This window comes from Paenibacillus oralis (assembly GCF_003863965.1).
GTDB classification, from domain to species: Bacteria; Bacillota; Bacilli; order Paenibacillales; family Paenibacillaceae; genus Fontibacillus; species Fontibacillus oralis.
Genome location: NZ_RRCN01000001.1, coordinates 4523738 through 4549250, shown reverse-complemented (window position 1 = coordinate 4549250; position 25513 = coordinate 4523738). Strand labels below are relative to the sequence as shown.

At 49.9% G+C, this 25513-nt stretch carries 21 protein-coding genes; 10 read left to right on the top strand and 11 right to left on the bottom strand.

Annotation, left to right across the window (positions count from 1 at the left end; all coding sequences use genetic code 11):
- Nucleotides 1-11: 11 nt before the first annotated feature.
- The 5 genes from EHV15_RS20305 to EHV15_RS20285 all read right to left on the bottom strand — a co-directional run bounded on the left by EHV15_RS20305 (nucleotide 12) and on the right by EHV15_RS20285 (nucleotide 7614).
- The gene (locus EHV15_RS20305; RefSeq protein WP_128632800.1) at nucleotides 12-3143 is read right to left on the bottom strand and encodes a X2-like carbohydrate binding domain-containing protein; all 3132 of its coding nucleotides are present in this window, start codon (nucleotides 3141-3143) and stop codon (nucleotides 12-14) included.
- A gap of 302 nt (nucleotides 3144-3445) precedes the next feature.
- Nucleotides 3446-4432, bottom strand: coding sequence for a DUF5643 domain-containing protein (locus EHV15_RS20300; RefSeq protein ID WP_128632799.1), 987 nt, complete (start codon nucleotides 4430-4432; stop codon nucleotides 3446-3448).
- A gap of 162 nt (nucleotides 4433-4594) precedes the next feature.
- Nucleotides 4595-5590, bottom strand: coding sequence for a DUF4179 domain-containing protein (locus EHV15_RS20295; RefSeq protein WP_128632798.1), 996 nt, complete (start codon nucleotides 5588-5590; stop codon nucleotides 4595-4597).
- A 253-nt stretch (nucleotides 5591-5843) separates the two neighbouring features.
- Nucleotides 5844-7070 carry a DUF4179 domain-containing protein gene (locus EHV15_RS20290; protein ID WP_128632797.1) on the bottom strand — a complete coding sequence of 409 codons (1227 nt, stop codon included), beginning with the start codon at nucleotides 7068-7070 and terminating at the stop codon, nucleotides 5844-5846.
- Nucleotides 7057-7614 (bottom strand): sigma-70 family RNA polymerase sigma factor, encoded by a 558-nt coding sequence (locus EHV15_RS20285; RefSeq protein WP_371860998.1) that lies wholly within the window; start codon nucleotides 7612-7614, stop codon nucleotides 7057-7059. The genes EHV15_RS20290 and EHV15_RS20285 overlap by 14 nt, the downstream gene beginning before the upstream one ends.
- A gap of 198 nt (nucleotides 7615-7812) precedes the next feature.
- Between EHV15_RS20285 and hcp the strand changes: the two genes are divergently transcribed.
- Nucleotides 7813-9498 carry a hydroxylamine reductase gene (gene hcp, locus EHV15_RS20280; protein WP_246061702.1) on the top strand — a complete coding sequence of 562 codons (1686 nt, stop codon included), beginning with the start codon at nucleotides 7813-7815 and terminating at the stop codon, nucleotides 9496-9498.
- Between the two features lie 420 nt (nucleotides 9499-9918).
- Here the strand turns inward: hcp and EHV15_RS20275 are convergent, their stop codons facing one another.
- Both EHV15_RS20275 and EHV15_RS20270 read right to left on the bottom strand, forming a co-directional pair.
- Nucleotides 9919-11445, bottom strand: coding sequence for an ABC-F family ATP-binding cassette domain-containing protein (locus tag EHV15_RS20275; RefSeq protein ID WP_128632796.1), 1527 nt, complete (start codon nucleotides 11443-11445; stop codon nucleotides 9919-9921).
- Nucleotides 11446-11887: 442 nt separating this feature from the next.
- Complete coding sequence (locus tag EHV15_RS20270) at nucleotides 11888-12760, bottom strand: AraC family transcriptional regulator (protein WP_246061701.1); 873 nt, start codon at nucleotides 12758-12760, stop codon at nucleotides 11888-11890.
- Nucleotides 12761-12970: 210 nt separating this feature from the next.
- Between EHV15_RS20270 and melA the strand changes: the two genes are divergently transcribed.
- Together melA and EHV15_RS20260 are read left to right on the top strand one after the other, a co-directional pair.
- On the top strand, nucleotides 12971-14269 hold the full coding sequence (gene melA, locus EHV15_RS20265; protein ID WP_128632795.1) for an alpha-glucosidase/alpha-galactosidase: 1299 nt from the start codon (nucleotides 12971-12973) through the stop codon (nucleotides 14267-14269).
- Between the two features lie 170 nt (nucleotides 14270-14439).
- Nucleotides 14440-14820 (top strand): ArsR/SmtB family transcription factor, encoded by a 381-nt coding sequence (locus EHV15_RS20260; protein ID WP_128632794.1) that lies wholly within the window; start codon nucleotides 14440-14442, stop codon nucleotides 14818-14820.
- Between the two features lie 72 nt (nucleotides 14821-14892).
- Here the strand turns inward: EHV15_RS20260 and EHV15_RS20255 are convergent, their stop codons facing one another.
- A complete protein-coding gene (locus EHV15_RS20255) occupies nucleotides 14893-17103 on the bottom strand; it encodes a heavy metal translocating P-type ATPase (protein ID WP_128632793.1) in 2211 nt (736 codons plus the stop codon).
- Between the two features lie 184 nt (nucleotides 17104-17287).
- Here EHV15_RS20255 and EHV15_RS20250 point away from each other — a divergent pair, with 184 nt between their 5' ends.
- The 5 genes from EHV15_RS20250 to EHV15_RS20240 all read left to right on the top strand — a co-directional run bounded on the left by EHV15_RS20250 (nucleotide 17288) and on the right by EHV15_RS20240 (nucleotide 19949).
- On the top strand, nucleotides 17288-17464 hold the full coding sequence (locus EHV15_RS20250; RefSeq protein WP_246061700.1) for a helix-turn-helix domain-containing protein: 177 nt from the start codon (nucleotides 17288-17290) through the stop codon (nucleotides 17462-17464).
- A gap of 574 nt (nucleotides 17465-18038) precedes the next feature.
- Complete coding sequence (locus EHV15_RS37450; protein WP_246061699.1) at nucleotides 18039-18194, top strand: hypothetical protein; 156 nt, start codon at nucleotides 18039-18041, stop codon at nucleotides 18192-18194.
- Nucleotides 18191-18520: a M20/M25/M40 family metallo-hydrolase gene (locus EHV15_RS37445; RefSeq protein ID WP_246061698.1), complete on the top strand. Its 330-nt coding sequence runs from the start codon at nucleotides 18191-18193 to the stop codon at nucleotides 18518-18520. The genes EHV15_RS37450 and EHV15_RS37445 overlap by 4 nt, the downstream gene beginning before the upstream one ends.
- A gap of 9 nt (nucleotides 18521-18529) precedes the next feature.
- Nucleotides 18530-19276, top strand: a complete 747-nt coding sequence (locus EHV15_RS37440; protein ID WP_246061697.1) for a peptidase dimerization domain-containing protein — start codon at nucleotides 18530-18532, stop codon at nucleotides 19274-19276.
- Nucleotides 19277-19490: 214 nt separating this feature from the next.
- Nucleotides 19491-19949 carry a hypothetical protein gene (locus tag EHV15_RS20240; protein ID WP_128632792.1) on the top strand — a complete coding sequence of 153 codons (459 nt, stop codon included), beginning with the start codon at nucleotides 19491-19493 and terminating at the stop codon, nucleotides 19947-19949.
- A gap of 90 nt (nucleotides 19950-20039) precedes the next feature.
- Here EHV15_RS20240 and EHV15_RS20235 read toward each other — a convergent pair whose 3' ends face one another.
- A complete protein-coding gene (locus tag EHV15_RS20235; protein WP_128632791.1) occupies nucleotides 20040-21857 on the bottom strand; it encodes a S8 family serine peptidase in 1818 nt (605 codons plus the stop codon).
- A 428-nt stretch (nucleotides 21858-22285) separates the two neighbouring features.
- Here EHV15_RS20235 and EHV15_RS20230 point away from each other — a divergent pair, with 428 nt between their 5' ends.
- Entirely contained in the window at nucleotides 22286-22846 is a 561-nt protein-coding gene (locus EHV15_RS20230; RefSeq protein WP_128632790.1) for an RNA polymerase sigma factor, read from the top strand.
- A gap of 550 nt (nucleotides 22847-23396) precedes the next feature.
- On the opposite strand, the gene EHV15_RS20225 is transcribed toward EHV15_RS20230, so the two are convergent.
- A complete protein-coding gene (locus EHV15_RS20225; RefSeq protein WP_246061696.1) occupies nucleotides 23397-23726 on the bottom strand; it encodes a cupin domain-containing protein in 330 nt (109 codons plus the stop codon).
- 38 nt (nucleotides 23727-23764) lie between these two features.
- A complete protein-coding gene (locus tag EHV15_RS20220; protein ID WP_128632788.1) occupies nucleotides 23765-24091 on the bottom strand; it encodes a cupin domain-containing protein in 327 nt (108 codons plus the stop codon).
- Between the two features lie 169 nt (nucleotides 24092-24260).
- Here EHV15_RS20220 and EHV15_RS20215 point away from each other — a divergent pair, with 169 nt between their 5' ends.
- Nucleotides 24261-25496 (top strand): FprA family A-type flavoprotein, encoded by a 1236-nt coding sequence (locus EHV15_RS20215; protein WP_128632787.1) that lies wholly within the window; start codon nucleotides 24261-24263, stop codon nucleotides 25494-25496.
- The last annotated feature ends 17 nt before the right edge of the window (nucleotides 25497-25513 follow it).

The following is a 25513-nucleotide window of genomic DNA, read 5'->3' as shown; positions in this document are numbered from 1 at the left end:
CCTCTTGCCGCTTAAGGCTCAAGCCCCCATTGCAGGGCCCCGCCAACGTATCCGGTAATTTTGAGCGTTTCCGCATAAGACGTGGAATCAGGGTTGAAGGAATAGTCGTCGCTTTGGTTGTAATTGCTCCAATCTTCCTTGGAGATGCGAATATGCAGGTCGATGGTCTGGCCTGGAGCCAGCGTGCCGGATGCCTCGGCAAAACCGATCTCCGCATAATTGTCAGCCCCGATGGCGGGTTCCGGCAATTTGACGAAGTTTCCGGTCACATTACTGCTGCCAACTTGAGTCCAGTCGCAGAACAAGTTTTGCCCCTTTTCTCCGTCAACCGTGTAATAATAACGCAAAGTAACGTCTTTCAGCGCGAGCTCCTCCGTCCCAGTGTTGGTTAGCCTGATGCGCGGATTCAGCGTGTTGGCCGTAGACTGCAGCGTTCCGTTGACCGCTTCAATCCGCAGGCTGCCGTTAGGTGCCTTGGTCGAATCCACGATCGCAATGTTCAGCAGGGCATCGGCCCCGGCGCTGAAGCGGAAGGTCAGCTTCAATGCGCCTGTCGGCTGCGCAGCCAAAAATTCTTGAAGAATCGTCACCTTCGAATCGGTGACGGTGTAGTCTTCGCCTTCCTTCAACTGAGTCGTCCCGTTATAAATGCCGGAAAACGTCTTCTCGTTGAGCGTCAGGGCCACAGAGATATCGGCCTGGTTGCCTTGCTTAAGATCGAAAGTGGCCGAGGTTGGCGAAATCGTAGCATTTTGCCCCGGTTCTTCCGGTTCTTCCGGTTCTTCCGGCTCCTGCGGTTCTTCTGGTTCCTCCGGTTCCTGCGGCGTCACCGTCGAATCGCCATAGACGATACCGTAGCCATTGGTTCCGACATAAACGCGCCCGAAAATGCGCGGATCGCCGGTAATGGCCGAATTGGTGGTGCCGTACTGGTGCTGGTCGTCGTTGATGCGCACCCAGCTATCGCCGCCGTCATCGGACCGGAAAAAGCCGCGTTCACCGCCGATTTTCCCGCTTGTGTACAACGCCATTACATTCCGTCCCGGGGCAGCCTTGCCAAACCCGATAACGCTCGCCTCCTCCACGCTCGTCAGCTTTGTGAAGGTAGCGCCGGCATCGCTGGAATGCCAGAGACCCGAGTTGCCGTCGAACGCTCTGCCGCCGGCCACCCAAACATCCCCTTCCCGGCCAGGCATCGCTTTCAGATCGAGATCGCCGGATGCAGGAAGTCCTGTGGCACTTGTTTTCGCAAAGGTGGCTCCGCCGTCACGGCTGACGTATAAGCTTCCGCCGGACAAAGCGTAAAACAGACTGGAATTGGCGCGGTCGGAGGCGACGAGCGCTCCGGCAGGCACGCCGCTGCTGGCGGTCCAGGAATTGCCGCCCTTCGAATAGTGTACGCCGACATCGGAGGTGCTCCAGACGAGGCTCTCGCCGCGAGCGGCCAGGGCTATCGTGCCTCCGCCGGAAGTACCGGACGGCTCACCGCCGGTGTACCAGTTCCCGCCGCCATCGCGGGAGAAGCCGATCGCTTTATCGTTCGGTTTTTCCGCCCGGTTCACCGTAGCAACGCGGACGATGAAGCCCGGGTCAAGTTCGGCGTAATCCATATCTACGGTCCCGTTCGGATTCGTAAACATTTTCGCCGGAGCTTGGGTAAGGTCGTCATGCCGGAACCCGGTCACGTCAAGCATTCCGCTGAGCAGATGAGCGCCCGATGGCGGACTGATCAGATCGGTCACCGAGGTTTCTTCAATCCCCACGGCCTTCACTTCCAGGTCGATTTTGCCGCCTTTATCCCATTCCGTTAAATTGTCGGTCCCGTAAATGGTCGCCCCGGTTCCGTACATCATGCGGTCGGAATTAAACGGATCGATCTCCAGATCGCCGATCATCCAGCCGAGTTTCGGTGAAACTTCCTCCGGAGCCGGAATGTTCTCAAAATCAAGCCACGGAGCGGCGGAAATATCGTGGGTATAACGGAAGGTACGGCTCGGATAACCGTTCCAGTCCCAAATGCGGGTCCAGTTTGCCCCGCCGTCGGTGCTGCGGAAAATAATCGCGTCCGGCCACCAGGAATTGAGCGTAGCTACCATGACGGTACCAGGGTTCTGCGCATCGACGGCGAGACCGCCGTATCCATAATAGTTATCGTCGCTGCTGCTCGGCACCGGGCTGATATTGGTCCATTCGCCGGTGGACGTATTCAGCTTCCATACCTCGCCCTTGGTGCCGTCGTATGGTCCGGCGCCGTTGCTATAGGTAATATACAAGAAGCCTTCAGACGACAGGACGCCGTGATGCGGCAAATACCCGCTCGGCTGCCCCGGAACCGCCTCCCAGGTCTCGCCTCCGTCCGTGGAGCGGTACACGCTTTCATTCTTATCCGCCACCCCGACGTAAATCGTCTGCGTCGCTTGTTCGCGCGAACCTGTTGCAGGATCAAAGGTGATCCAGGCCAACCCGGTGATATCGCTTTGATATTCGTAGTCGGGATTTTCCACATAAGTGCCGGGATTCGGGAACTGGCTTACTTTGCTCCAGGTCTCCCCGTAGTCGGTGCTCTTCCATAAACCGTTTCCGCTGCGGGCGCCAAAATACAGAACGTTGTTCTGGTTCGGATCAATGACTAGCCGCTCTCCCAACGTCCGGCCCGGCATATTGCCGCCGACCTTAAACGGCAGCTCCGTCTCTTCCCACGTTTCGCCGCGGTCGGTGGAGCGCAGGATCCGTCCGTTATCGGGATCCCAACTGTTCGTATACGAGCCGACCGCCAAATAGAGCCGGTCCGGATCGACCGGGTCTGTAGCGAGCGCGTCGACGCCGCTCTTGCTCCAATCATCCATGCCAACCCAGCCTAGGAGCTGCTTCCAAGTCCCGGTGCCTTCATCCCAGCGATAGGCGCCCCCGATGTCCGTACGGGCATAGATAAGGTTGGGTTCGCTGGCATTGAATATGATGCCTGGTATAAAGCCGCCTCCGCCTCCGGTCACAACGTTTTTCCACACGTATGCTTCGCTGGCTGCAGGCTCATCAGCTGCCGCCTGCGCCGGGGACGTAAATCCCGAATAAGAGGTTCCGGCGATCATAAACGCAACCGCCAGCACGGACAGTTTTTTAAACCGTTTTTTGCTCTTTCCCATAAAATATCCCTCCCAAGTGAGTTATTTTGCTATCTCCCGTAGTCTCGTTAATATTCGGTAGGCAGCAAGCACGCAATCTTTGTTTTTTCGGCATCCCTCCTTTGGCGATTACCGTCGGGTTTTGTCATACCCGATCTGATAGAGTCTAGTATTGTTTAAATCTTCCAGTTATAGATTACCTTATTATGACATATAATTCAATGTAATATATTACTTTAAAAATATTACTATTTTTAAGTATAACTAAAAAAGGTTTGCTCGGGCCATAATACTCGGCGCACAGAGCAAACCAATAAAGACGATTATTTTACTTTTACGGTCATTTCCAGCTCTTTGATATAGTTCTTAATCAGTTCGCCGTTGCTGTCCGTTTTAAATATGCCGGGAGATGACGGATCGTTCGGATCATCGGGTACGAAACCGGGCTCGAAAGCTTTGATTGTAATCGACTTGGCGTCTTTCCCCGAAGCACTGAACACAAAGTCATTATACGTATCGCCATTTTTGTTATTCTCGTCACTTCCATGACCTGAAATCATCGCCATCTCGTTCCCTTGATCATCCACAGCTTCATACATGATATGCGAAGACTTGTTTTTGTCCAACCCTTTCTCAATCAACTGAACTCGGGTAGAGGTCGATGTCACATTAAGTTTACTTAAGGTAACGCTATAATCCCCACGTTTTTTCGTTAGATTCGGTTTCAAGGCCTTTCCCTTGGTTTTTTGCAACGTCATAGTAAGCGTATACGGTTTGTCCACACCCTCCAAAGTCACTTTGGCGGTAAGCTTGAACTTATTTGGAAACGCTTTGAGATTGCCGCCAAGCCAGGATGGATCGACCATTGAAATTTTCATCGTGTCCGGTGTAGCGCCCGGTCCCCGTACGATGCTTGGTCTTTGGGACATAGACTTTCCACCTCCATACTCGTAGGCGGATTTACCGTCTATAAAGAGCTTGAGGTCTTTAATTGCGCCCTTCTCATAAATAATATCCTGGATCTTTTCATCGTATTTTCCATTTATTTCGCCGGTAAGCCCTTCACCACTCCGCTTCAGGGTAATGCCAACATAGTTGCCGTCATAGATCGCTTGGGAAACCTCCAGCGTAATGCCTTGCTGGGTCACGCTTGGAGTTTTGGCCTTGGCCGCACTCAGCGTCCCGCTGCTTTTCGCTGCTAAAGCCGCTGCCGCCGTCGGCCCGGCCGCTTCCGCAGCCCCCCAGGCCGTACCGAGCAACAGCGCGCCGACCAGCGCCGCGGAAGACATCACCTTATATGCTTTTTTCATTCGAAAAACCCCTCCATGAAATTTGATTTTCGAGAATCTTCTCTTCATTGAGCACTCTATTGGATTAGATGAATAAGTACATCAAAACGTTATATTTTGAGCGTGAAAATTTTAAAGCCCGCAGCAATTCGCTGCGGGCCCACCCACTGCCGAATATGACTTTTACTTAATATTAACTGTCATTTCCAGCTCTTTGATATAGTTCTTAATCGTTTCGCCGTTGCTGTCCGTTTTATAGATGCCGGGAGATGATGGATCGCCTGGATTATCGGGTACGAAATCGGGCTCGAAAGCTCTGATCGTAATCGACTTAGCTTCTTTCGCCGGAGGACTGAACACATAGTCAGTATACATATCGCCATTTTTGTTATTCTCGTCGGTTCCGAAACCGGACTTTAGGTCCAGCAGGTTACCTTGATCATCTACAACTTCATACAAGATGTGCGAATGCTCGCCTTTTTTCAACCCTTTCTCGATCAACTGAAATCGAGTGGAGGTCGATGTCACATTAAGTTTGCTTAGAGTGGCGCTATAATCGCCGCGTTTTTTTGTCAGATTCGGCTTCAGGGCTTGCAGATTGTCCGCGTTTTTTTGCAGTGAAAAATCAAATGTATACGGCTTATCCACGCCTTCCAGGGTAACCTTCGCGGTTAACTTGAACTTGTCCGGGAAAGCCGGGGAAGCCATGCCATCGCTGCCAAGCCATGACGGATCGACCAGTTGAATTTCCGCTGTGTCCGGTGCGGAAGCCGGTCCCCAGCCGAGAGCTGGTCTTTTGCCAAGGCCTCCCCCGCCGAACTCATAGATGGATTTGCCGTCGATAAACATTTCAATGTTTTTAATCGCGCCCTTGGGCCGTTCGTATTCCTTGGTCGCTTCATTAAACTTCCCATCGGTGATGCCGCCGGTATACCCTTTGCCGCTCCGCTGCAGCGTAAGGCTGACGTAGTTGCCGTCATACAGCGCTTTGCTGACGGTCAGCGTAATGCCGTTCTGGGTTACGCTGTCGGCTTTGGCCGTAGAAGCTTGCGCCGCGCTGCTCACTGTCGGAGCTTTGGCCTCCGCCGAACCGGCTACTGCCGCAGTTCCCCAAGCCGTTCCGCCGAGCAGCATTCCCATTAAAGCTGCGGTAGTCATCACTTTATATGTTTTTTTCATTGAAAGCCCTCCATAAAAATTGATTTTCGAGAATTCCCTTTTTATGTCCTGGACAAATTTCTTTTCTTGAGCGCTCTGTAGATTAGATGGATTAGTAAAACAAAACGTTATATTTTGAGCGTAAAAAATGTAAAAGCCTGCAACGATTTGCTGCAGGCCCGCCATTACCGATTTTGCTTTTACTTGACCGCAACGGTCAGTTCGAACTCTTTGATATAGTTCTTAATCATTTTGCCCTTGCCTTTTCCCCGGGTTAATTCTGATTTCCATACAGTTTTTCCAAACCCGCCCGGTTTACCGGAACGGTAATCTCCAGTTCCTTCACGTAGTTCCTAACCACTTCTCCGTTGCTGTCGACTTTATATTGTCCCGATTCCCCCGGCTTGGTCGACGGGTCGGCATATTCAGGCTGAAACGGTTTAAGCGTAATCGTATCCGGAACCTCCTCCAGCCGGTCAAACAGCATTTCATTCCGCATGTGCATCTGTCCATTATCGTAGAAGATTCCTACGCCACCTAGCAATTCCAAATTCCTGCCTTGATCGTCACACAGGTCGAACAGTAAATTATTCCTAAGCGGTCTACTTGCTTTATCGTCTACATTGATGTCGAAAACCACCTTCGTCGTAATCGGCGTATATTGGATTTGCTGAAGCGTAAGCGTAATCCCGTTCCACTCTCTCGTTTCTCCAAAGGTTTCAACGAGACGATCCGTGTTTTTGCGAACGGGCAGTTCGAAAACGAACGGCTCCTCAACGCCTTCCAGCCAAAATTTGGCCGTCAGCACAAAACGATCGGGAAGAATCTGTGACGAATCGCCCGTTTCCGAAATGGCCGACAACTCGTACAGCGCCGCATTGGGATCGGCTGTCGGAGACCCTTTCGAAGAAAATTTATAACTTTTAGAATTATAAGTTGGTTGGCCATCGATCAGCATCTCCCAATCGCGTACAGCCCCTCTTGGGTAAATCGCATCCCTCTCCCGGCCTTCACCTACGAACTTATGGTCCAGAATTCCCCCGGTAAACCCTTCCCCTTCGCGCTTGACCGCCAAAGTTAGGCGAATGCCATCATAAACAACCTGGGGGATACGAAGGGTAATTCCATCATGGGTGACGCTTGCGTCCGTTTCCTCGGCCAGTCCGTGCTCCTCTGCCGTCTGCAGCCCCAGATCGCCGGCCAATTTGAAGATGCCGCCAAGGATAGGGACATTTTTGAGCGATTCGGCCAGCGCCGGCGACACCATGGCACTGCCCAGCCCGATCGTCAAAACGGCGATTGCTGCGGCGGCGGCCACTCCCACTTTAAAGGTCCTAGAGAATCGGGATTTCCGGCCGCTTCGGGTCTGCATCGGAAGATCGGCCAAGGAAGCGTAAACCTCATCCTGGCGGCGGCGAATGATATCGGGAACCTCCCTGACCTCAGTCAACCGTTCCTTGCCGATGTCGCGAAGCGTTTTTTCAAGATCACGCTTTTTCATAAGCCAACTCCTCCCTTCCCATTCGCTTAACCTTGTCGGCCAATATTCCTCTGGCCCTATGCAGGCGCCCCCGGACAGCTCCCTCCGAAATTTCCAGCACGCTCGCGACCTCTTTGATCGGCAAATCCTGATAATAAAAAAGATGGATAACGATTCTTAAAGTTTCGTCCAGGTTTTCCACCGCCTCGCGGAGATCCTGCTTGCGGTTCTCTTCATACTCCCCGGTAAACCGCGCCGCTCCCGCCGGTTCCGGCAGCTCCGCCATCACGACGGTTCTACTGCGCATGCGCAGCAATTGATTGCATTCATTGATTAAAATCCGAATTACCCAGGTTTTAAAATATTTCGGCTGCCGCAATGTCGACAATGATTTATACGCTTTAAGCGTTGTTTCCTGAAATGCGTCCGCACAATCTTCGTCACGTCTCACAATGGACTTCGCCAAGCCGTACAGTTCGGGTTCCAGCCTCCGGAAGAGCCGGATAAACGCCTCACGATCCCCCCGCTGCGCGCGCTTGACTTCCAGTACCATATCTTGTTGCACGAATTTCAACTCCTTTTGAGGGCCCTCTGCAAGATTAGATGGGTCAGCCTCTGAAAATGTTATATCTACTTCAAAAAAAGTTCAACGTTCGTTTAGACCCTAGCCCCAATTAGAGTGATTACAATCACCCGGCCGCGGCCGATCCGGCGGTATTCTTCTGTATATCCGTTAAATTCTCCCAAAGGAGGTTATTTTGAAATGAACCAAACAGCTTCGAATCCGGACATTTCGCAGCCGTCCATGTTTTGTTTTCAATGCCAGGAGTCGGCCGGCGGGACCGGCTGCACGATCAAGGGCGTCTGCGGCAAACCGCATGACGTGGCCAACCTGCAGGATTTGCTCATCTATGTGCTGAAAGGCATTTCCTTTTTCTCCGTGGGGACCGAGCTCCCCGAAGCTTTAGACCGGCGTGCATCGGTCTTTATTATGGATTCACTGTTCGCCACGATTACGAACGCCAACTTTGACCGCAACGTGTTCGTCGCCAAAATCCGCGAAGCGCTTGCTCTGCGCGACGAAGTAAGACGCCACTGGGAGGAACAGCGTATAGGCGCTGCGGCGGAGCTTCCCGACGCGGCGGTTTGGCAGGCGGACGACGAAGCGTCGTTTGACGCCAAAGCTACGTTTGTCGGCGTGCTCGCTACCGCTGATCCGGACATCCGCTCCTTGCGCGAGCTACTCACCTACGGTCTCAAAGGGATGGCCGCCTATACGTATCACGCCCTTCAGTTGGACCATTCCAACCCGCAAATCGACTTGTTTATGCGCCGGGCGCTGGCCGCTACTTTGGACGATTCCTTAACGGCGGATGACCTCGTAGGTTTGGTGATGGAGGCGGGCAAATATGGCGTGGAGGCGATGTCCCTGCTTGATGAGGCCAATACCGGCACCTACGGCCACCCCGAAGTGACCAAAGTCAATATCGGCGTGCGGAACCGGCCGGGTATTCTGATCAGCGGCCACGATTTGAAAGACCTGGAGGAACTGCTGCAGCAAACCGAAGGCACCGGCGTGGACGTGTACACCCACAGCGAAATGCTGCCGGCCCATTACTATCCGGCCTTTAAGAAATACGATCATTTTGTCGGCAACTACGGCAATGCTTGGTGGCTGCAAACGACGGAATTCGCCGCGTTCAATGGGCCGATTCTGATGACCACCAACTGTATTGTACCGCCGAAGGCAAGCTACAAGGACCGCATGTATACGACCGGCAATACCGGCTTCTCCGGCGTGCGGCATATCCCGGAAGGTCCGGACGGCCAGCCGAAGGATTTTTCGGAAATCATCGCGCACGCCAAACGCTGTGAAGCTCCGACCGAACTGGAAAGCGGCGAAATTGTCGGTGGTTTTGCCCACCATACCGTGACCAGCATCGCCGACCAAGTGGTGGAAGCCGTCAAAACCGGCGCGATCAAAAGATTTTTCGTGATGGCCGGCTGCGACGGACGGATGAAATCGCGTACTTATTACACGGACTTTGCCCGGGAACTTCCCCGCGATACGGTCATCCTGACCGCAGGCTGCGCCAAATATAAATACAACAAGCTCGATTTGGGCGATATCGGCGGCATTCCGCGCGTACTGGACGCCGGGCAATGCAACGACTCCTATTCACTGGCCGTCATCGCGCTGAAATTAAAGGAAATTTTCGGCTTGGAAGATATCAACGACCTGCCGATTTCCTACAATATCGCCTGGTATGAACAGAAGGCGGTCATCGTGCTGCTGGCCCTGCTGTACCTTGGGGTCAAAAACATTCACCTGGGGCCAACGCTGCCCGCGTTCCTGTCGCCAAACGTCGCCAAAGTATTGATCGAAAAGTTCGGCATCGGCGGCATCACGACCGTGGAAGAAGACATGAAGATGTTCCTTGGGGCGTAAGGTATTACGAGAAAGACCTGACCGGCGGTCAGGTCTTTTGTTTATACAACTTGGGGTGCCAACTCCCGCGAAATGCAAAAGTGCAGGCGATTTTCGTCGAAATCCCTCGAAACAGGTGGCTCAAATGCATAAGTGCAGTTCATTTCCGGTCAAAAGATACTTTTTTATCGAATAGCCCCAAATCAGATGTACTTTTGCATTTCAGCCGCTCCAAAACGGCATATGCAGAAAAATCAAATGTACTTTTGCAGTTGATCCCACGTGGCCGTCGGGTCAGGACGCATAATCCAGAAAAAACGCGAGCCCTGGAGCTTATGCCCCCCGCTGCTCGCGTTTTTGGGCTGAACTTTCTGATGGCGGCATCCGCACATACCTCGTCCTTACCCTGACTGTTTTACGGTTCCATCGCTTTAATGCGTTTCATCCCAAACTAATGACCTTGTCCGCCCACCCCCGATAAAACCGCTCCTCATGAGACACGAGGATGACGCTACCTTGAAATTGCCGCAAAGCATCCTGCAAAGCCGCTTTCGTTTCCGCATCCAGATGGTTCGTCGGTTCGTCCAGGATTAGAAAATTGCAAGGCGAAAGCATCAGACCGCACAATTTGACTTTGGATTGCTCGCCTCCGCTCAAAGCGCGGATTTCCTGGGTAACCAGATCGTCCTTCACACCGCACAACGCCAGATAACGGCGGATTTCTTTCGTCCCAAGGCCCGGGAACCGTTCCGAAATGATTTGCAGCGGGGTAAGCCCGGCGTTGTCCCATTTCAAATCTTGTTCGAAATATCCGACTTTGGCCTGTTCCGAAAAGCGGAATCGCCCGGAGACCGCGGCAATCCGCCCGACCAACGTATTCAGCAGCGTCGATTTTCCGATCCCGTTGAAGCCGGTAATCACGAGCTTTTGTCCCCCCATTACGGAAAAATGGATTTTCGGCAAAAGCGGAGCGCCATACCCGACTTCAAGATCGCTGACTTTAAGCGAGGTTTGCGCGGACAGCGGCAGCTCGCGGAAACGGATCGACGGCTTATGGGTAAACGCGGGCGGAGCCAGCTTTTCCATCCGTTCGAGCTGCTTCCTGCGCCCTTGGGCGATTTTGGAATTGACGCCGGCGATATTCCGGCGGATATACTCTTCCGTCCTTTCGATCTTTTTCTGCTGGGCGTGATACCGGCGCACGTAATCCTGCCGCAGATGCTCCTTTTGCCGCAGGAAGTCGGAGTATTTGCCGTAATATTTTTTGATCGTCCCGAACTCGATGTCGCCGATGCAAGTGGTCACCTTCTCCAAAAACTCGTAGTCATGGGACACGACGATAAAGGCTTCGGCAAAATCCGCCAGATAACCTGCCAGCCACGCAACATGCTCCTTATCCAGAAAATTGGTCGGTTCATCCAGCAGCAAGACGTCCGGCTCTTCAATCAAAAGTTTGGCCAATATCACCTTCGCCCGCTGCCCTCCGCTTAACTCCCCGATTTGGCGCTGCATGCCGATGGCATCGATGCCTAGTCCCGAAGCGACCTTTAGAATCTGGCTGTCGATCAAGTAAAAATCCCGGGCTTCCAGCTTCTCCTGATATTCCGCAGCCTGGAGCAGCATGGCGGGATCGCCGGTCGCCGCGCTTTCCTCGTATAACCGGTTCATGCGGCGCTCCATTTCGAACAAATCGGCATACGCCGTCTTCAGATATTCGGCAATCGTATCGTTTCCATCGATTTCGGCATACTGATCCAAATGTCCGATCCCAATCTGGGATTGCCACTTGACGCTGCCATGATCCGGAATGATTTCGCCTAACAAGACGCGGATCAGCGTGCTTTTTCCGGCCCCGTTTTGGCCGACGATTCCCATGTGTTCACCTTTATATAATTCAAAAGAAGCATTGTCGTACAACTTTTTATCTCCAAAGCTATGCGATAGTTTTTCAACTTGAAGTAAGCTCATTTCGGTTCCTCTTTTCTTTTAGCAAAAATAAAAAAAGCAGAGAGCGGCGTTTGTGGACGCCGGCCCTCTGCTTGATGTTTAAGGCGCAAGTCAGTCGAACGGTATTAACGTACGGCGAACTCGCTGCCAAATGCAAAAGGCCATCGACAAGCGTTGTCGACGGCCCTTACTCTCGGCCAATGGTCACACTTAAAAAAGCATAGTAAATCTACGCTTTTAAAAAAAGACCATTCAGCCGATGAATATAGGAAGCTTTACGCTCCCTGATTAAGCTCCGTACAACGCTTCATCGTGTTCATTTGTACGGAGCGGCTTGTTCTGACGAGTTTGACTAACTTGATATACATTCCAGACCCCCACCTTATAGAGGTTGCTCAAAAAAGTTACTTATGAAATATTATCATATGCCGGTTACGGGGGTCAATTCGGACAATTCAGTGTGTTACATCTTCCGGTATTCGCTTGGCGGCAGGCCGGTCGCTTTTTTGAACTGGCGTGAAAAATAAAGGGCGTCGTTAAAGCCGACCGAGGCGGCAATCTGGTCCACGGTGAGCGGGCCCGTCAATAGTTCCTTCGCCTTCTCGATCCGTACTTTCATTAAATACTGTTTAGGCGAAAGCCCTGTTCGCGCCTTAAAAGCATGAAACAGATGGGCCCGGTGGTAGCCGAGCTTGCGGGACAGCTCGCCAATGCTGATCTGCTGATGGTATTGCAGCGAAATCCAGCGGACCGCCTGCTCCACCTGCCGGTCGATCATCGCGGGCTCCATCGTTTCGGGAGCATGCAGCGTCTCCCGGTTCGCGAGTCCGAACTGATGGAACAACAGCGCCAGCCATCCCGATGCCTCCAGGCTCTCCAGCCTCGGGTCATCCGCGTGCCGGAACGCTGACCGAATCCGGGTATAGAGACGATGTAATGCCGCGATGTCCCCGGAATGGCAAACAGGGTAACCTGGCGTAATGCCGACGTCGGCCAGTTGCCTGGAGACGCCTGCTCCTTTTAGAGCGACCCATGCATAATGCCAAGGGTTTTGCGTATCCGCCTCATATGAAAACAATACGCCCGGAAAGATGACAAAAGTATCGCCGGGACAGCAGCGGCGGCATTGATCTTTCCAACAGAACTCCCCTTCCCCCTCCAGAACGCTGTGGATGAGATAATAGTCATGCACGGACGGCCCGATTTTATGAGCGGGAATAGGGCGGCCTTCCCCGCTGAACAGCAAGGTGACGTCTTTTTCCCGGAAATCGGGATTGATGTTGTCTTCAAACATGTAATGGTCGGGAATCATCACAAACCTCCGGTTCGTCAACATTTTCGGATTCCTTACCAGTCTACCGCATTCAAAATCCTAAATACAACATTCATCCATATCTATCTTCGATTCCTCCATACTTTTCCCCTTCCGCCTAAGCTATATTGAAGACATGAATATAAGCCGGAACAACGTGGAAATTCAAGGGGTATCAAGCGATACCAACGGTCATCTTCCGCTCGGCTGTACACTCAAAAGGAGGATTTTTTTATGTCGAAAATTACATTTATCGGGGCCGGAAGCACGGTTTTTGCCAAAAATGTGCTGGGCGACTGCATGCAAACGCCCGCTCTGCAGGGATTTGAACTGGCGTTGTACGATATCGACCTTGAGCGGCTGCGGGATTCGGAGAACATGCTGAACAATCTGAAGCGCAGCAGCGGCAGCACCTGCACCGTCAAGGCCTACAGTGACCGCAAGGAAGCCTTGCGGGGCGCAAAATACGTGATTAACGCCATCCAGGTCGGCGGCTATGATCCTTGCACCATTACGGATTTCGAAATTCCCAAAAAATACGGGCTGCGCCAGACGATCGCCGACACGGTCGGGATCGGCGGCATCTTCCGCAACCTCAGGACGATCCCGGTCATGCTGGAATTTGCCGCCGATATCCGTGAAGTCTGCCCTGACGCCCTGTTTTTGAATTACACGAATCCGATGGCCGTGCTGACGAACGTGATGAACACGTACGGCCAAGTGCGTACCGTCGGGCTTTGCCACAGCGTGCAGGCCTGCATCCCCGACTTGTTCAAGAGCCTGGAAATGGACACAACCGGAGTGCAAGCGAAGATCGCCGGGATCAACCATATGGCCTGGCTGCTGGAGGTTACCCAAGGCGGCGTGGATTTGTATCCGGAAATCAAACGGCGGGCGGCGGAGAAACAAAAACAGCCTCACAAGGACATGGTGCGCTTTGAGATGATGTTGAAATTCGGGTTTTACATCACGGAATCGTCGGAGTATAACGCCGAATATCATCCATATTTCATCAAACGCAATTATCCCGAGCTGATCGACCGCTTCCAAATCCCCCTTGACGAATACCCGCGGCGCTGTGTGAGCCAGATCGCAAATTGGGAAAAGATGCGGGAAGAGCTCGTCAACAACAAGGAATTGAAACATGATCGTTCACATGAATACGCCTCCTATATCATGGAAGCGATTGAAACCGATGTGCCGTTCAAAATTGGCGGCAACGTGATGAATACCGGGCTGATTCCCAACCTTCCGAAGGAAGCTTGCGTCGAAGTGCCTTGCCTGGTGGACGCCAGCGGCGTCACTCCGACTTATGTCGGCGATCTTCCGCCGCAGTGTGCGGCTTTGAACCGGACGAACATCAACACCCAACTGTTAACGATCGAAGCGGCCATCACCGGCAAAAAAGAGCATATTTACCACGCGGCGATGCTGGATCCCCATACTTCGGCGGAGTTGTCCATGGACGATATCATCGCGCTGTGCGACGACTTGATCGAAGCGCACGGCGACTGGCTGCCGGCTTACCGCTAAACGCCAAAGCGCGCGGGAGAAAAAAATCTCCCGCGCGCTTTTTTTTTGCAATACTCGGCATCTTGCTCGAAGACGGACTTCTATGTTACTGTGATGACAGCAATCTTTTAATAGTAATGATTTCGTTTAAGTATAATATATGTAAACGCCTAGACGAAGGGTGATAGTTAATGACACGTTCAATAAATACGGCAAATACGGCAGAAGAATGCGATACGAGCTGCTCGGGATCCACGATGGATTTGGCTGCGGCCAAAGCGGAGCTCATCGATGACCAAGCGGCGGTTCAGTTTGCCGACTGGTTTAAAGCTTTCAGCGATCCGACACGCGTCAAAATCATCAGCGCCCTGCTAAAAAGAGAACTGTGCGTGCATGATTTGACGGTTCTGCTCGAAATGGGGCAATCGGCCGTTTCCCACCAGCTGCGGTACCTGCGCAACCTGAGAATCGTCAAACGGCGCAAGGTCGGCAAGACGGTCTATTATTCGCTTGACGACGCTCACATTGAGCAGATTTTTCTCCAAACCCTCCAGCACACCAACCACGCATAATGCGAAAAAACGAGATCAGCCCGTACCAGCCCCGGGCGAGCAGCACGCTCCGGCCCGGTACGGGATCATCCCTTAACTCAAATTGGGCTTGATCTTCATGACGCGCATCGCGTTCAAAACGGCAAGCAGGGTGACGCCCACATCCGAGAACACCGCTTCCCACATCGTCGCAATCCCGAACGCGCCCAGGAGCAGGAAAACCGCTTTGACGAGCAGCGCAAAAAGGATGTTCTGCCATACGATGCGCCGGGTTCTTTTCGCAATATGAATCGCCGAAGCCAGCTTGGAAGGCTCGTCGGTCATGATGACGATATCAGCCGCTTCGATGGCCGCGTCGGACCCGAGACCGCCCATGGCCACGCCGACATCCGCTCTGGCCAACACCGGCGTGTCGTTGATGCCGTCGCCGACGAACACGATTTTTTCTTTGCTCGATTTCTCGCGGTCTATTTTTTCCAGCTCTTCCACCTTATGCTGCGGCAGCAGTTCGGCCCGCACCTCGTCGACGCCCAGCTTTTTGCCGATCGCTTCGCCCACCGCCTTGATGTCGCCCGTCAGCATCACAATCTTCTTCACGCCGAGATTTTTCAGGGAACGAATCGCCTGCGCCGAATCCTCCTTAACCTCGTCGGCAATGACCAAGTAACCGGCATATTGTTTGTTGATCGCGACAAACACGATGGTGCCCAGCTCGGCAGGCGCGGCGAAATCGATATTTTCCCGCTTCATCAGCTTCGCGTTCCCGGCCAGCACCTCCCTGCCTTCGAACACGACCTGGATGCCGTAGCCCGATATTTCGTTGTAACCCGAAAGCAGCTCTTCATTTAGTTCCCGTCCGTAAGCTTCCCTGATCGACTGGGCGATCGGATGGGTGGAGTGCATCTCGGCAAAAGCGGCCTGACGCAGCAGCTCCTGTTCGGTCCATCCGTTTTGCGGATAAATGCCGTTCACTTTAAACGCGCCTTTGGTCAGCGTTCCCGTTTTATCGAACACCACATATTTGACGTCATTCAGCGCTTCCAGGTAATTGCTGCCCTTGACCAGCACGCCGTTTTTGGAAGAAGCGCCGATACCGCCGAAAAAGCCGAGCGGAATCGAAACCACTAGAGCGCAAGGACAGGAAATAACCAAAAAGATAAGCGCCCGGTATACCCAATCCGAGAAGGTCGCGCCGCTAATGATCAGCGGAGGCAGGACGGCCAGCAAAGCGGCAACAATAACGACAAACGGCGTATAGTAACGGGCAAACTTCGTAATGAAGTTTTCCGTTGGCGCCTTTTTGCTGCTTGCGTTCTCTACCAGATCCAAAATCTTGGCCACGGTCGACTCGCCGAACACCTTCGTGACCTCGATCGTCAGAACCCCGTTTTTGTTGATGAACCCGCTCAGCACATCATCGCCGGCAGCCACCTCGCGCGGTACGGACTCGCCGGTCAGCGCCGAGGTATCCATAGCCGAGTTCCCTTCCGCGACTTTGCCGTCAAGAGGCACCTTTTCGCCGGGACGAACGACGATCAGATCTCCGATCCGGACTTCCTCCGGACTCACGCGTTTGATTTCGTCGCCCGCTTTCAAATGGGCAAAATCCGGTCTGATATCCATCAGCGCGCTGATCGATTTCCGCGACCGGTTGACGGCAATGCTCTGGAACAGTTCGCCAACCTGGTAGAAGAGCATAACGGCCACGCCTTCGGGGTACTCCCCGATCACAAAAGCGCCGACGGTCGCGATCGACATGAGGAAGTTTTCATCGAACACCCGGCCTCTTACGATATTTTTCAGCGCCTTGTAGACGACATCCCCGCCCACAATTAAATAGGAGGCAAGATATAGAATCAGCTCAAGCTCCCGGCCCAAGGGTACCGTTAGCGCCACCACTCCGGCGGCAAGACCTGCAATCAGGCGGGCGACCATGATTTTGAGGCTTTGCGCCCCGTGGTCATGGGAATGTCCGTGCCCATCCTCCGCCGCTTCGGCGCCGTGATCGTGAGCATGATCATGGGCGTGATCATGGTTATGGGCTCGTTTAACTCCCGCCGCTCCATGCTCCAATACTTTGACGTCGGGCTCCAGCGTGCGGATTTTTTTCTTTGCCTGCTCCAAGATCTCTTCGCTGCGGTCCACCGCCATTTCCATGGTTAACGTTTTGTTGACAAAATTCACCGAACAAGCCGAAACCCCGTCAATGTTCTGAACGCCGCTTTCGATTTTCATAGCGCAGTTTGCGCAATCCAAGCCTTCCAAAACAAATTTACGTTTAACTATACCGGCAGTCGTCTCCATCCGATTGCTCACTCCTCAATAAAAAACGATATATGAGTAAATGTTCATATATAGTATATTCTTGTTGATGACCCGGTGTCAACGAAAACCAACACATTATTTGGAATCATTTTTTCCACGGTTCCGCCGATCCTATATAATATGATAGTACTTGTAATGACGTGGATAAAAAGGACCCGGTTACGTGGATGACAAAGACGCCGCGATACTTCAATACGTTGCCCTGGAGCAAAGCCTGACCAAAGCCGCGGAACGGCTGTATATGACGCAGCCGGCATTGACTTACCGGATTCAGCAGATGGAACGCGAATTTGGCGTGCCGCTGAGCTGGCGATCGCTGAACGGTTTATCGATTTTATGAAGAGGGAACATCCTTCCGGAGATGCCGAGTAAAACGATCCGTTTATAACGTGGTCAGGCTACGGCCCAAGGAACTCCAGCGAAAAACATAAGGGCAAAAAAGGGCGTTATTCCGGCGCTATCCGTCCATTTGAGAGAAATAGAGGCAATTGATGTCGCTATTTTCCCCGGTCGCAAGGAAATCCCCTCGTTCTGGATCATTCATAGGAAAATAAGGACAAAAAATACCGCTAATGGATACGAACATGCCTGACTCCGGATAATAAGAACATAAAATTCCGCTATTTTGAAGGCCGTCGGTTGGTTGTTCCGGCAGCCGGCTGTCAAGCGCCAATTTCTACGTTAAGCCCATTATTTCTCCTCATATTTTCTCCCGAGTTCTCCAACGTTATTTATTTACCTGGGAGTCCCGCCGGCGGCGCGAGGCTTTATTTGCCCTTACACATCCATAAATATTTTTTGGGCTTAGCACAAAAATATCTTAATTGTACATCTACCTGCTGGAGCATAAATATACGATTTTATGTTTGCGGTCAGCCGCAGGGCACTTAGAATAAAGAACAGGTGGGATAAGCATGAACATGCAACTTGGGAAAGAACATAAACAACAAATTATCCAGGCGGTTGACGAGCGCGATGCACTACTGCGGGAAATTTCGCTGCGGATTCACACCAATCCGGAGCTTAGCTTTCATGAGCACAAAGCCCAAGCTGGCTTACCGAGCCGTTGATCGAAGCCGGGTTTCAGGTGGAAAAAGGCATCTCCGGGCTGCCGACCTCCTTCCGGGCAACCTGGGAAGGCGCGACGGGCGAGCCGATGATCGCGCTGTTGGCCGAATACGATGCGCTGCCGGGCATCGGCCACGCCTGCGGCCATAACCTGATCGGCACGGCGACGATCGGCGCCGCGCTGGCCCTGAAGGACGCCTACCCACAGCTGCCCGGCAAAATCGTCGTGCTCGGCACCCCGGCCGAAGAGGAATGCGGCGGCAAAATCATCATGTGCCAAAACGGCGTGTTCGACGAGGTGGACGCGGCCATGATGGTCCATTCGTAGAACAAAACGATGGTGCTGCGCGGCGCTCTCGCCTGCGTGGATGCGACTTTTACTTTCCACGGGAAGCAGGCGCTCGCCTCCTCCGCGCCCGAAAAAGGCATCAGCGCGCTTGATGCGCTCGTCAACGCGTATGTGGCGATCAATTCGCTGCGGCAATTTATGAAAGAAGATGTGCGGATTCACGGCATTATTACCAAAGGCCGGGACGCGCCAAACGTCGTACCGGAGCTTGCGGAAATGGTGTTTATCCTGAGAGCGTCAACGGTTAAGGAGCTCGAAGAGGTAAGGACCAAGATGTATCTGGCCGTCCGGGCCGCCGCCGAAGGGGTTGGCGCCACCGTCGATATCGCCGAGGGGCTGATCTATGCCGAGCGCAACAACAAGGCTTTGGCGAAATTGTTCGCCCAAAACCTGGAGGCCCTTGGCATCGAGGTCAATGATCCGCCGCAAAAAGGCGGCGTCGGATCGTCGGACATCGGCAACGTCAGCCAAATCACCGCCGCGATCCATCCTTATATCCGGCTTGGCGACGCGACTACGCATACCCCGGAGTTCGCCGCGCTTGCCGGTTTCGAGGAAGGAATGATCGAGCTGAGTCGGGCCGCAAAATCACTGGCCCTGACGGCTTATGATTTATGTTATGACCAAGAAGCGATACGACAAGTAAGAAACGAATTCGAAACATGGAAAGCGCAAAGAAACGGAGGACAAGGCTCATGGACAGCACGATTAAACAAACGTCCGCAACTGGTTTAAACTGCCTCATACGTATGTCATTTTGAATTTTCTGGTGCTGGTCGCCGCCTTGCTGACGTATATCATCCCGGCCGGCGAAAAGATGTTCGTTGGCCTTTTCTTTTTGGTTATTCCATAAATTGCAACATTTACCTGTTAGAGAACGTCTGGATATAAAAGCATTTCTTATTGATTTAGGTAAGCTCAAATAACTTAAGGAGGTATAGTTAAAAAGATGAGAAAGTTGAATTACATCAATTTTTGCTTATTGATGGTTTTTTTTACATTTCCTTTGAACGTTCATGCAGAAGCAGTGAAAGGAGATGACTCGTTGAAAAATGCAGAAGTAATTCTGAATTTTTCTCAATCCAAGAATCAGAATTTGATGCCCTGCTCCTCTAAAGAATCCAAAATACTCTCCCCTTTGCAAGCAGAGATTGATCAGTTAAAATTAAATAGTCAGACCCAGAAGAAATTTGAAGTTAGCATCATGCTGAAATACGATTCCAAAATTTCAAAAGAGACTTTTATAAAGCAAACGGATGTTTTTCCTAATGATTCAATTACTGATATGAACGGATTTGGAGTTTACAGTTTTTTTGCCGAATTAACTATTGAACAGATCAATGAGCTCGCTAAGCTCGATGAAATATCCTCAATTTCTACAACTAATGATGTAGTTTCAGTTTTTTAAAAAGTAAGAGGCCGTCTCAGTGTATTTAATTAAAACTACTGAGATGGCCTCTTTTATAATTCATTTGTAACAATCCTATGGTTAAAAAAACTAGGAAGAAATTTGACCTGACCAGTCAATTGCATAAGTTGCCTTATCGTAAGCTAGTATCCCTACTTTGTAGGTCCCCTTTTCCGTTGGTTTAAAACTGATTGTTTCTTGGGGAAGGCTACCCGTACTACTTTTCATTGCTAAGTCTAATCTTAACTGCCCATTTTGAACAGGCTCAATACCGGGTTCCCAAATATATAAGTCAAGGTCTGCACCGTTTTCATCATCAATAATAAGTGTACTGGCAAAATATGCATCGGTACTATTGACTTTTATGCTATACATATCCATAGTCGAAGCATCAATGCCAGATTGTGCTCTAATATGATCACGATAATCATCATAAGAACCTGATGAGGAACCTTTTGCAGCTTTGATAGTATCATGACCAAGTATTAATCCATTTCCATATACTTTATCATATCCCGACATACCAAAACCTTCGGTAGAAAAATCATAGGAAAGATCTCCATTACTAGCATGAAGCATTAAAGCAGCAAGTCCAGCAATCATAGGGGATGCCATTGATGTGCCGCTATAAGCAATATATTCATTAGTAGAATTGGCCTTTGCCGCCCTGATTAAGGTTCCCGGTGCAGTCAATGACGGGCCCTGTGATCCGGTGCCACGATTAGAAGTAAAATTAAGATACCAACCTCCTTCATATGGATCGGCCATATTCCCAACTGAAACGACATTCGAGCATTTCGCTATATGATTTAATGAACCATAATCTGCCCCACTCGGTGTATTGCCTGCTGCAACAACAGTTAAAATACCTTTAGCGATCGCACTGTTTACTCTATTGCAAATATTTGTATTTACATTACCTGCACTACCTAAACTGATGTTGATAACATCAATCCCATAATTTGATTTATTTGCTATTATCCAATCAAGAGCATTTAATACATTTTGCGTTGAACAATTTGTATCGGTTACACAAACCTTAACACCTACTAAAGCAGCCCCTGGGGCTACCCCTGTTTGAATTCCCGGATCTCCTGCACCAATTCCAGCTGCAATACTTGCAACATGTGTTCCGTGTCCTAAATCATCATACGGGGTCGTTCTCCCGTTTACAAAATCCATCCATCCGAGAATCTTCCCACCATTTAAATCGACATGATCACCATCAATTCCAGTATCAATGATTGCAATAACCGAATCATTTTTTGAATACGAGGCTTTTCCGTCACGATTTCCCGTTACTCCATAATCGGATCTTGCTTTTTTAATCCCCGTCATTTCAGTAGATCCATTTAGATATACTCCCTCTTGATCTTCAACTGGTTCTCCGTAAACTGAAACAACATCATCAGGTGTAGAGACCGATGAAACCTCATCAAGTTGGATTACTGTTTCAATTTGTTCAGGAGTTAATGCTGCAAAAAAACTGAAGACTCCAAAACCATCGGGGTTAGTAATCGCGCCCTCGAATAATTCTTCATGATTTTTTATAAATTCGTCTTTCGTAATACTTGCGTCGTACTTCAGCATGATGCTTACTTCAATTTTATCTTGCGCACTGCTTAACTTATGTTGGTTAATTTTTTGTTGAAGAGCTTCTAGGACTTTAGAAGCTCCACTCAACTTCTCCTGACCAACGCTACTTAAATCTATGGATAGATGCTGTATAGAATTATTATCTTCAACTTGACGATCAATTATTTTAATTTTTGAATTAGCCATTGGCTTAACCACACTATTACCATTATCAACAGAAGCCCAAATGTCCTCTTGTGCACTAGCTGTTACAGGTAGAGCAATTAAAAGTATTGCCAAGAGATTTATACTAAAAAATTTTACGATCTTCATAAGATCAACTCCATTCTTCGAACATTAAAAAATAATTATTAATGCTCAACCAAAGAGACGTCATACGAACACATAACTAAAAATTCCTGGTAGATATACAATACGACTCCTATACTGGTAACTGTTCAACACCATCTGTTGAATTCTACTATATCTTCCCCTCCCCTCGCTTAATTGTCATATAAACTCTTCTAACCTGACTCTTCCTGATGTAACGTTCGAAGTCTAGTTGTTTAGCCTTGCTGTCTTACTTATATAACGCCCAAAACCAGAAATATCTGACGTTTTTTTGAAAATTTATTATAAAACAAAACTTTTATTATCATATTGTATAAAATATAACTATAATACAAAATTTGTTATATTGTTCCTCTTCCATGTTTTGAAAAGCATAGGACAAATCAAAATAGCCTTGGGAGGGAAATCATATGGAAGAATGGTATTTTTTAATACGAAGACCTTTTCACGATCTGGATACTACAGTTCAAAAGTTAGTGTACGATTCATATTACCAGTTTGTTTATCGAGACATAAACTTGATACTTCACGACCACGCTTTGGTTGAGGATGTAATTCAGAACGCATTTATTAAATTAATATCAAAAGGTCCGACACTCTGTTCAGATAACAACCTTCCTGCTTGGATCAAGTTGGTTACTCGCAATACTGCCTTGGATTATTTAAAAAAAATCAAAAAAGAACGCATTCTTATAAGGAAATCATTAATAAAAATAAGAAATGATGAGTTTTCAGAAATTAGCGTTACTAGTGAGGTTGAAAGCAAGTGGCGAAATGAAATGCTTCATGAAGCTATAACTGAACTGAAAATCAGCTACCAAATTTTAATTTATTTGTATTATTTGGAATATAAATCCTATAAGGAGATATGCCAAGAATTGCACATTACTGAGGGAGCTCTGGCTAAGCGAATGGCAAGAGCTCGTAAAAAGTTGCTCCAGATATTTTTAGATAAATGCGGAAAGCAATAATAAACTCAAAAAAGTTTTATCGTAATGCGCCTCAGTTTTTCACTGATCAACACCATGCAGGGTACCGTGGAAAGGTATCATCAATCATTTGGTGAACATGTAATAAATGAGTTGGAGCAGATTGTCGATAAAGCTCTGTGGTTGGATTCTCCAAACCAATCGCTTGAGAATATCTATATTGGGCCAGCATACATATTCCCTGACGTGAGAAGCAGTTCTATCCAAGCCATAAGAATTACGCACGCTAATATCGAACTTTAATCCCCCAATTCTTTAGTTGATGTATGGAGCTTGCTGCTCATTATTTGTTTTGCACAAGGTGTTATCGTCGTATTTGGAATAGGGTCGCATCCTAATCATATTAAGAAGTAAAGAAGCCAGCGATAACCTTCAAGATTCCTCGCTGGCTTATAGATTTTGTTACATCATTAAAATAATGGTTCCCGCCGTTTTTCCCCAACCTTCACGATCTGGCCGATTCCGCTCCCCATCAGCACACCAGCGAAGAACCGCATCTGCGGTCGGCTCGCCCGAGTCGATCCGTCCCTTGTCACTTTACAACAATCAGCAGCATTTTAAAGGCTGCCTCCACCGCCTTCAAGCCATGGGGAATGTTTGCCGGCATTATAATAGTTTCACCCGCTTTAACGGTGTGCACTTCATCGCCGATCGTAATCTCGGCTATGCCTTCGATAACATTCACCATCGCATCCCCGGAAGAAGAGTGCTTTTTGATCTCTTCTCCTTGATCAAGCGCAAATAAGGTCATTCCAAGGTCCGGGCGCTGCACTAGCGTTTTGCTGGAACTCTGGTGTTGTTCAACCGTTATTTCATCCGCCAATTTTAATACTTTTGACTGCGGTAATTTATTAATGTTCATGTTCATTCCTCCAAATAAATAAAATAATGTTGTTCCTTTTAACCAATTTGCACAAATTTACATCTGCCCATCGCTTGGAGGGCGTGTTTTTTTTGCGCCGAAATCACGACGGAATCCCCTTCGTTTAATACCAGCTTCTTCCCGTCAACCGCAACTTCAAGCTGACCCTCAAAAATATATAACAATTTGGGCACTTCGGAAGATTCGGAGCTTATGCTTTCACCATTGTCAAAGGCAAAAAGCACCGCGTCCACGCCAAGATATGAAAAAAAACGGCTGTTAATTTGCTGGCTGCGGTATTGCACCAGTTCCTTTACGGCAAACGTTTTTTCCGGCTCAAGGTTCATAACTGTCTCCTTTCCCATCGTAATTTACCTCATTCTAAATCCGATCACCCGCAAAAAGAAGGATTCAAATCAAATTTTCAAGGTGGTTCAAGTATTTTTTTGGTTTGATTTCAATCCTCTGTTCATGAAGCCGCTAGGCATACAATCGAGTTGTTCTTAAAATTTATTCCACAGGAGGTTTTCAAACATGAAACCCGGATTCGAAATAAGCAAGGACGTATATTGGATCGGAAAAATAGACAACCGCGAGGTTCCCTTCCATCGGCTGCTTCTGACCAAAGGCACCACCTACAATTCCTATTTGCTGAAAACCGGCAAACCCACGGTGATTGACACCGTCGATATGGAATTCGGCAGAGAGTTCGCCGACCATGTCACCGAATTGATCAACCCGCTGGATATCCAATACATTGTCATCAACCATACCGAACCCGATCATTCGGGCGGACTTGCGGCGCTGGCCGCCAGGGCAACCAATGCCACGATTGTGTGTACGGAAGTAGCCGTTCCGGAAATCCAGCAAATGTACAAGCTGCAGCACCGGCAATATCTGGCGGTCAAGGACGGCGATACGCTGGATATCGGCGGCAAAACGCTTCTATTTAAAGAAACTCCTTATTTGCACACCGAGGAAACGATGATCACTTACTGTGTGGAAGATAAAATCTTGTTTCCTTGCGACATTTTCAGTACCCATGTGGCCGTGAACAGCCTGTTTGCGGATGAAGCCGGGTTTGATGTCACCGAGGATTTCACCGGGTATTACCGGGCCATCATCCATCCGCACAGAAGATATGTGCGAACCTTAATCGAAGCCGTCAAAGACTTGGACATCCAAATGATCGCCCCGTCGCATGGATTTATTCTCCGCAGCGATATCGGCAAATATATCCGTTTGTATGCCGAACTCAGCACGGAAACCAAGCAAGACAAAAAGGTGGCCATCGTTTATGCAACGCTTAAAAACAACACCAAAAAAATGGCCCAAATCCTAAAAGACAGCTTCGAGGAAAACCGTATCGGCGTTGAGCTATGGGACGTGGATAAAGCGGATGAAGCCGATGTGCTGAACAGCATCGCCGCTGCCGATGCCGTTTTTATCGGCAGCTCCACCAAATATGCGGATATGACCGGCAAGCTGGAAAGCCTGCTCAAGAAACTTCCGGACATGAATCTGGAAGGCAAGCTTGGCGCGGCTTTCGGTTCGTACGGATGGAGCGGCGAAGCGATCGAAGTCGTGCAGGATTACTTGAATGCCACAAATATGCAGGTGCAAAGCACCTCCAACGTGATCAAAACGACCGGCATGACCCACGTTGAATTCCCGGTGCGCATCCGGTTCACCCCTAATGACGAAGACAAAGTCAGAAAAATCAAAAACGCCGCCGAGTTCGTCGCGGATCTGCTGCTTAGCGTGATCTAGGGTCCGGCAAAAGGAGA

Bases quoted from the DNA above. Each gene is read 5' to 3' on its own strand.
- EHV15_RS20305 (WP_128632800.1), bottom strand. From the start codon at position 3,143: ATGGGAAAGAGCAAAAAACGGTTTAAAAAACTGTCCGTGCTGGCGGTT.
- EHV15_RS20300 (WP_128632799.1), bottom strand. From the start codon at position 4,432: ATGAAAAAAGCATATAAGGTGATGTCTTCCGCGGCGCTGGTCGGCGCG.
- EHV15_RS20295 (WP_128632798.1), bottom strand. From the start codon at position 5,590: ATGAAAAAAACATATAAAGTGATGACTACCGCAGCTTTAATGGGAATG.
- EHV15_RS20290 (WP_128632797.1), bottom strand. From the start codon at position 7,070: ATGAAAAAGCGTGATCTTGAAAAAACGCTTCGCGACATCGGCAAGGAA.
- hcp (WP_246061702.1), top strand. From the start codon at position 7,813: ATGAACCAAACAGCTTCGAATCCGGACATTTCGCAGCCGTCCATGTTT.
- EHV15_RS20275 (WP_128632796.1), bottom strand. From the start codon at position 11,445: ATGAGCTTACTTCAAGTTGAAAAACTATCGCATAGCTTTGGAGATAAA.
- EHV15_RS20270 (WP_246061701.1), bottom strand. From the start codon at position 12,760: ATGTTGACGAACCGGAGGTTTGTGATGATTCCCGACCATTACATGTTT.
- melA (WP_128632795.1), top strand. From the start codon at position 12,971: ATGTCGAAAATTACATTTATCGGGGCCGGAAGCACGGTTTTTGCCAAA.
- EHV15_RS20260 (WP_128632794.1), top strand. From the start codon at position 14,440: ATGACACGTTCAATAAATACGGCAAATACGGCAGAAGAATGCGATACG.
- EHV15_RS20255 (WP_128632793.1), bottom strand. From the start codon at position 17,103: ATGGAGACGACTGCCGGTATAGTTAAACGTAAATTTGTTTTGGAAGGC.
- EHV15_RS37450 (WP_246061699.1), top strand. From the start codon at position 18,039: ATGAACATGCAACTTGGGAAAGAACATAAACAACAAATTATCCAGGCG.
- EHV15_RS37440 (WP_246061697.1), top strand. From the start codon at position 18,530: ATGGTGCTGCGCGGCGCTCTCGCCTGCGTGGATGCGACTTTTACTTTC.
- EHV15_RS20240 (WP_128632792.1), top strand. From the start codon at position 19,491: ATGAGAAAGTTGAATTACATCAATTTTTGCTTATTGATGGTTTTTTTT.
- EHV15_RS20235 (WP_128632791.1), bottom strand. From the start codon at position 21,857: ATGAAGATCGTAAAATTTTTTAGTATAAATCTCTTGGCAATACTTTTA.
- EHV15_RS20230 (WP_128632790.1), top strand. From the start codon at position 22,286: ATGGAAGAATGGTATTTTTTAATACGAAGACCTTTTCACGATCTGGAT.
- EHV15_RS20225 (WP_246061696.1), bottom strand. From the start codon at position 23,726: ATGAACATTAATAAATTACCGCAGTCAAAAGTATTAAAATTGGCGGAT.
- EHV15_RS20220 (WP_128632788.1), bottom strand. From the start codon at position 24,091: ATGGGAAAGGAGACAGTTATGAACCTTGAGCCGGAAAAAACGTTTGCC.
- EHV15_RS20215 (WP_128632787.1), top strand. From the start codon at position 24,261: ATGAAACCCGGATTCGAAATAAGCAAGGACGTATATTGGATCGGAAAA.